This is a genomic window from Pseudomonas sp. NFACC25, assembly GCF_900100935.1.
GTDB classification, from domain to species: Bacteria; Pseudomonadota; Gammaproteobacteria; order Pseudomonadales; family Pseudomonadaceae; genus Aquipseudomonas; species Aquipseudomonas marginalis.
The window spans coordinates 197,638-204,161 of record NZ_FMUC01000010.1; the positions used below are offsets into that span (position 1 = coordinate 197,638).

Sequence of the window (6,524 nt, forward strand, 5' to 3'; positions counted from 1 at the left end):
TTAAGCGATTTTCAGCAGAGAGGGGGAGTGCGCTGCAAACAACGGCGCTGCGCGTTCTGCCGCAAGGCGTATACGGCCCTTCAAGGGCTCACTGGTTATTTGGTAATCGGTGAAGTCGGCCTCGGTGGCGTACACCCCGATCGGCAGGGTCAGGGCCTGGAAGAAGCTGAACAGCGGCCGCAGTTGGTGATCGAGAACCAGCGCGTGGCGCTCGCTGCCGCCGGTGGCTGCGAGTAATACCGGTGTGTCGATCAGGGCGTTGAGGCCAACCAGGTCAAACAGATGCTTGAGCAGGCCAGGGTAGGAACCGCGATAGACCGGTGCGGCGACGATCAGCAGGTCGGCCTGTTCGATGGCCACCAGTTGGGCTTCGACCTCGGCGGGCAACTCATCCCGTGACAGCGCACCACCGAGTGGCCGGGCAATGTCGCCCAGTTCGATCAGGGTGGTCTGGATCGGCAGCAAGGTCGCCAATTCAGCCAGTACGGCTTGGGTCAGCACGAGGGTACGGGACGGGCGCCAGGTTCCGCCGGAGAGGGCAACGACATTCAGGGGACGGGTCATGAACAGTTCCTTTATCAACAGTGGTTCATAGCAGGTGGAGTGCAACCTGTTGAGCAAGAGCTGTACCAACGGGTGCAGGCCTTGATTGGCGTGGGTTGCAGGTTCACTGCTGAAAAATGCTGCTGTTGTCTGACTGGTGATTTGTTGAATGGCTGTTGCCTGGCAGACAGTTGCGTGGCGAACAGTGCAGTTGCGGTGCAAGCCCTTTATAGAACGTTGCATTTATTCCGTAAATGAACGTATTTCCATATTTATAGATCATAAAGAAATATAAGGGGGTGGCTATCGAGGGGGCGTTGGCGGTTGATAGCGACTATCACGGACGGTGATTTTTCCCTCTGTGAGCTCGGGAGTAGCCTGTGTTCATTGACTCGAAACCTTCTTTCCAGGGCTACCTCCATGAACCGATTTCTTGCTGTTTGCTTAGTGATTGTCAGCGCCGTACTCGCCGGGTGTGCGAGCCATCCATCGCCGGAATTGCGTCCCTACACGGCCGAAGAGAGCAAGCAACTGGCGCTGGAAGCGCTGAGCCGTCGTGGCTTGTCGTTTGATGAATATCAACAGCAGCGCGCCGCACTGACCGGCCAGCCACAGAAGCCGTTCGGATTTGATCGCCAGGGCGAAATGAACGCCGAGCGCAACGTGGTTTTGCATGGTCGTCCCAGTTGAATTGGCACTGCGCAGCAAAAAGCCCGAGGCTTCCCTTGAAGGAACCTCGGGCTTTTTGTTTGCCATGGCACGACTTCAGCCTGTTAAGCTGAATTTCAGGAGCGTTCCTACGCACATTTACTTAAAGTTGTCCTTCTTTAATGGTATTCGATCCGGTAAACCTGACGACCTCTGTTCCGGCCGATGCCCCTGAGACGCTGCTCTCGGGAACCTGCTCTGCGAGTCTTGACTGTCATGAATAAACGTCCGCTGTATTTCGACTACGCCGCTACCACCCCGGTGGACGAACGCGTCATCCAGGTGATGGTCGAGTGTCTGGGCTTCAATGCCAATTTCGGTAACCCCGCGTCCAGTTCCCATGCGTTCGGCCAGGCGGCCCGGCAAACGGTTGAGCAGGCGCGTCGCCAGGTGGCCGAACTGGTCGGCGCAGAGCCTGAACAGATCGTCTGGACCTCCGGCGCTACTGAGTCCAATAACCTCGCGATCAAGGGCGTTGCCCAGGCGCGTGGCGTGGCGGGCGGGCATATCATCACCAGCCAGATTGAACACAAGGCCACGCTGGACACCGCGCGACAGCTTCAGGAAGCCGGTGTGGCCGTGACTTACCTGGTGCCGGACGCCGACGGATTGATCAGCGCCGAGGCCGTCAGCGAAGCATTGCGTGAAGATACCTTTCTGGTATCGCTGATGCTGGTGAATAACGAACTGGGCACCCTCAATGACATCCCCGCCATCGGCGCACGTGTGCGTGAGCATGGCGCGTTGTTGCATGTCGACGCGGCGCAGGGCGCGGGCAAGGTGGCGATCGACCTGGCGCAGTGGCCGGTGGATTTGATGTCGTTTTCCGCGCACAAGCTGTATGGCCCCAAGGGGATTGGCGCGCTGTATGTCGGCCCTCGGGCGCAACAGAAAGTGTCGGCACAGATTCATGGTGGCGGCCACGAGGGGGGCTTGCGCTCCGGTACCCTGGCTACCCATCAGATTGCGGGCATGGGCGCGGCGTTCGCTCTGGCGGCGGCGTCTTTTGCGCAGGAGAAGGCTGTCATTATGACCTTGCGTCAGCGCCTGCTGGAGCAGTTGGATACGCTCGGTGGCGTGCGCCTCAATGGCAGCCCTGCGCAGCGCATTCCTCACACCCTCAGCCTTACGTTCAGCGAAGGTGAATTCGACGCTGCTGCGTTGAGCGCGGGCATCGCCTTTTCGGCGACCTCGGCATGCAACTCCGCCAGCAACGCGCCTTCCCACGTGCTGCTTGCGTTGGGCCTTGACGCACGTTCTGCCGGCCGCACCATACGTTTGAGCCTGGGCCGGTTTACCACCGAGCAGGACATCGACCAGGCCGTGCAATTGATCAAGGCCGCACTGGCCAGTGCACCGGCGTTCTGGGCCGTCTGATTTTCACATAACAATTATTAGTGGTTAGCAGGAGACACAATGAGTACGCAGCCCTTGACCCATGGAACGGTTCCCCAGCGCCTGGCGCACACCCGCGAACTGATGCGCCGCGAGGGCATTCACGCCCTGCTGGTGCCGTCGGCTGATCCGCATTTGTCCGAATACCTGCCGGGTTACTGGCAGGGGCGCCAATGGTTGTCGGGGTTCCATGGTTCGGTAGGCACGCTGATTGTCACTGCGGATTTCGCCGGTGTCTGGGCCGACAGCCGTTACTGGGAACAGGCGACCAAGGAGCTCAAGGGCAGTGGCATTGAATTGGTCAAGCTGCAACCGGGCCAACCCGGGCCGCTGGAGTGGCTGGCTGAGCAGACGCCGGAAGGCGGTGTGGTGGCGGTGGACGGTGCGGTGATGGCTGTCGCGTCGTCGCGCACCTTGGGCGCGAGGCTGGCAGAGCGCGGCGCGCGCCTGCGGACTGATATCGACGTACTCGATGTGGTTTGGAAAGACCGTCCGAGCCTGCCGAGCCAGCCGATCTATCAGCATCTGCCACCGCAAGCGACCGTGAGCCGTGGCGATAAACTTGCTGCGCTGCGCGCCAGTTTGAAGGAGAAGGGCGCCGACTGGCACTTCATCGCCACCCTGGATGACATCGCCTGGCTGTTCAACCTGCGTGGCGGCGATGTTTCGTTTAATCCGGTGTTTGTGTCGTTTGCGTTGATCAATCAACAACAGGCCACGTTGTTTGTGGCGCTGAGTAAAGTCGACGCGGACCTGCGCGCGGTGCTTGCGCAGGATGGTGTGACGTTGCGCGACTACAGCGACGTGGCGGATGCACTGCATGCGGTGCCATCGGGCGCCAGCATGCAGGTTGACCCGGCCCGCGTTACTGCCGGTCTGCTGGAAAACCTGAATGCCGGCGTCAAGCTGATCGAAGGGCTGAACCCGACCACGCTGGCCAAATCCCGCAAAAGCCTGGCGGACGCGGAGCACATCCGCCGCGCCATGGAACAGGACGGCGCGGCGCTGTGCGAATTCTTCGCCTGGCTGGACAGTGCACTCGGACGTGAACGCATCACTGAATTGACCATCGATGAACACCTGACGGCTGCGCGCACCCGTCGCCCCGATTATGTGTCGCTGAGTTTCAATACCATCGCAGCGTTCAATGCCAATGGGGCCATGCCGCATTACCACGCCACCGAAGAAGAGCATGCGGTGATCGAAGGCGATGGCTTGCTGCTGATCGACTCGGGTGGCCAGTATTTGGGCGGCACTACGGATATCACGCGGATGGTGCCTATCGGTACGCCGAGCGACGAACAGAAACGTGACTGCACCCGTGTGCTGAAGGGCGTGATTGCACTGTCACGTGCGCATTTCCCCAAAGGCATTCTATCGCCGCTGCTGGATTCCATTGCCCGTGCGCCGATCTGGGCCGAAGGCGTGGACTACGGCCACGGTACCGGGCACGGCGTAGGGTATTTCCTCAATGTGCATGAAGGCCCACAAGTGATCGCCTACCAGGCCGCCACTGCGCCGCAAACCGCGATGCAGCCAGGGATGATCACCTCCATCGAGCCGGGCACCTACCGCCCTGGCCGCTGGGGTGTGCGTATCGAGAACCTGGTATTGAACCGCGAGGCAGGCAAGACCGAGTTTGGTGAGTTCCTCTCGTTTGAAACCCTGACCTTGTGCCCGATCGACACCCGTTGCCTGGAGCCGTCGCTGCTCACCGCGGATGAGCGCGAGTGGTTCAATGCGTACCATGCCGAGGTGCGTGAACGCCTGAGCCCGCTGCTCAGCGGTGCTGCGTTGGAGTGGTTGCAGGTGCGCACGACGGCTATTTGACCGGGTGCAAAAATCAGGAGCTGCAATAATTCAGTTGCAGCGCCGCGAAGGGACGGCGTTATATCAGGCATGTGTATGAGCAGTCGCTGGTGACTGCTCGGAGGAGATCACTTGCAGATGACGATCATGCTGCGGCTGGTATAGCCGGCAGGGTTTAGGCCGAAGGGATAGTCCCCTGGTTCCTCGGAATTGTCACCGGACTTGGCGATAACCCGGTAGCCTTTGGCGCCACAAGAGTTGGTTGCACTGGTGTAGCACTGGTCCCAGGAAGAAGACAGGCCGGAACAGTTGATATGCAGCCCTTTTTTGCCGCGTTTTACTTCTGTCTTGGTAGTCGCGGCACAGCCAGCAATAGCCACGACCATTAACAGTATCAAAATTCGCTTCATTCCCATCCTTATATAGCCACTTCACAATGCTCGAAGTCGGCTCTACTCGCTCTCGAGTGTAGCGTTCGTGCTGTCCTTGTCGAAAAACTCCATGAATGACATTCGTTTGCAGTTTAAACATGGCCTAAATACGCAGCAAATACCAGAGCAACTTTCACTGATGATTCAATCCGCCGGAACCAGCGGCTTGGAGTCATTGCGCATCGTCAGTGTCGCGCCTACCGAGGCCATGATAATGCAACTTATGGCCAGCCATTGCGGTAGGGATAGGTGCTCCTGCAGGAAGAAAAGTCCTGAGAGTGCACCGAAAGCAGGCTCGATGCTCATCAGTGTTCCGAAGGTGCGGGCGGGGAGGCGTGTCAGCGCTACCATCTCCAGGGTGTAGGGAAGTGCCGTTGACAGGATCGCGACACCGATGGCGACCGGAATCAATGCCGGGGTCAGTAATGCGGTGCCGGCATGGACGATACCGATGGGCGCCACAAAAAGGGCTGCGATCATTACGCCGAGGGCGGCGGTCTGGACGCCGTTGTCGTTGCCTGCTTTCTGTCCGAACAGAATGTAGAGTGCCCAGCAAGCCCCCGCCCCCAAAGCATAGGTCGCGCCGACCAGGTCGATTCCGCTGCTGGCTTCCCCCATGGGAATCAATAGGAGCAGGCCGATGATCGCGAGTGCTATCCACAGGAAGTCTACCGCTCGGCGCGACGCGTAGATCGCGACGGCGAGTGGTCCGGTGAATTCAAGGGCTACGGCAATGCCCAAGGGAACGCTGCGCAAGGACATATAGAAGAGGAAATTCATGCCGCCCAAGGCCATGCCGTAAACAACCACTGTACGCAGGGATTTTGCGGTCAGCCTGGCGCGCCATGGTCGCAGGATGAGCAACATGATTACGCTGGCGAAGATCAGGCGCAGGGTTGTGGTGCCCTGGGCGCCGACAATCGGGAACATGCTCTTGGCCAGTGAGGCTCCGGACTGGATGGAGGCCATGGCGATCAACAGCAGGCCGACAGGAAACAATGCCGAGGCCAAGCTGCGGGGGGAGGTGGTCATTGGGGCGTTCGTCCGAGGTCATATTCGAGAATCAGGGGCTGCTATGATGCTTAATCGTTCGGCTTTGAGCAATATATTGCTCAATTCGACAGCGAGACCTTCTCTATATAGAGGGATTTGAAGGTTGGCAGGCACTTTGATAGAAAAACCAAATTAAGTGTTGACGGCAGATCCTGGAAGTCTATAATTCGCCCCACTTCCGGCGCAGTCGAAACGTAAAACTCCTTGGTAAACAACGAGTTATGCAGAATAAGACAGCGGATTGCTTCAGTTCATCGAAGCCCAGAAGGCGTTGGTAGGGTCGTGTTGTTTGACGCTATTAACGATTCGATCTTCTCGGTCGAAAGCGGAGAAAAAGAGGTGTTGACAGCAGCGTGTAACGCTGTATTATTCGCCTCCCGCTGACGAGAGATCGGAAGCGCAAGTGGTTGAAGTTGTTGAAGAAATCTTCGAAAGCTTCTGAAAATAATCACTTGACAGCAAATGAGGCTGCTGTAGAATGCGCGCCTCGGTTGAGACGAAAGCTCTTAACCAACCGCTCTTTAACAACTGAATCAAGCAATTCGTGTGGGTGCTTGTGGAGTCAGACTGATAGTCAACAAGATT

6 protein-coding genes and 1 pseudogene are annotated in these 6,524 nt (G+C 58.4%); 3 read left to right on the forward strand and 4 right to left on the reverse strand.

What is annotated here, in order from left to right; translation table 11 throughout:
* A complete protein-coding gene (gene msuE / locus BLQ09_RS22370; protein WP_027607134.1) occupies positions 1-564 on the reverse strand; it encodes an FMN reductase in 564 nt (187 codons plus the stop codon).
* Between the two features lie 399 nt (positions 565-963).
* Here msuE and BLQ09_RS22375 point away from each other — a divergent pair, with 399 nt between their 5' ends.
* From BLQ09_RS22375 to BLQ09_RS22385, 3 genes are all read left to right on the forward strand, one after another.
* Complete coding sequence (locus BLQ09_RS22375) at positions 964-1,233, forward strand: hypothetical protein (protein WP_065924558.1); 270 nt, start codon at positions 964-966, stop codon at positions 1,231-1,233.
* Between the two features lie 234 nt (positions 1,234-1,467).
* Positions 1,468-2,628, forward strand: coding sequence for a cysteine desulfurase family protein (locus BLQ09_RS22380; protein WP_027607136.1), 1,161 nt, complete (start codon positions 1,468-1,470; stop codon positions 2,626-2,628).
* 39 nt (positions 2,629-2,667) lie between these two features.
* Entirely contained in the window at positions 2,668-4,476 is a 1,809-nt protein-coding gene (locus BLQ09_RS22385) for an aminopeptidase P family protein (RefSeq protein ID WP_027607137.1), read from the forward strand.
* Between the two features lie 107 nt (positions 4,477-4,583).
* Here the strand turns inward: BLQ09_RS22385 and BLQ09_RS22390 are convergent, their stop codons facing one another.
* From BLQ09_RS22390 to BLQ09_RS31700, 3 genes and pseudogenes are all read right to left on the reverse strand, one after another.
* Positions 4,584-4,865, reverse strand: coding sequence for a hypothetical protein (locus tag BLQ09_RS22390; protein ID WP_027607138.1), 282 nt, complete (start codon positions 4,863-4,865; stop codon positions 4,584-4,586).
* A gap of 165 nt (positions 4,866-5,030) precedes the next feature.
* Complete coding sequence (gene rhtA / locus BLQ09_RS22395; RefSeq protein ID WP_027607139.1) at positions 5,031-5,918, reverse strand: threonine/homoserine exporter RhtA; 888 nt, start codon at positions 5,916-5,918, stop codon at positions 5,031-5,033.
* 387 nt (positions 5,919-6,305) lie between these two features.
* A pseudogene (locus BLQ09_RS31700) lies at positions 6,306-6,524 on the reverse strand (hypothetical protein); the annotation flags it as partial.

What these genes read in the sequence shown, in the direction of transcription:
- BLQ09_RS22375 (WP_065924558.1), top strand. Translation starts at nt 964, where the DNA reads ATGAACCGATTTCTTGCTGTTTGCTTAGTGATTGTCAGCGCCGTACTC.
- rhtA (WP_027607139.1), bottom strand. Translation starts at nt 5,918, where the DNA reads ATGACCACCTCCCCCCGCAGCTTGGCCTCGGCATTGTTTCCTGTCGGC.
- BLQ09_RS22390 (WP_027607138.1), bottom strand. Translation starts at nt 4,865, where the DNA reads ATGAAGCGAATTTTGATACTGTTAATGGTCGTGGCTATTGCTGGCTGT.
- msuE (WP_027607134.1), bottom strand. Translation starts at nt 564, where the DNA reads ATGACCCGTCCCCTGAATGTCGTTGCCCTCTCCGGCGGAACCTGGCGC.
- BLQ09_RS22380 (WP_027607136.1), top strand. Translation starts at nt 1,468, where the DNA reads ATGAATAAACGTCCGCTGTATTTCGACTACGCCGCTACCACCCCGGTG.
- BLQ09_RS22385 (WP_027607137.1), top strand. Translation starts at nt 2,668, where the DNA reads ATGAGTACGCAGCCCTTGACCCATGGAACGGTTCCCCAGCGCCTGGCG.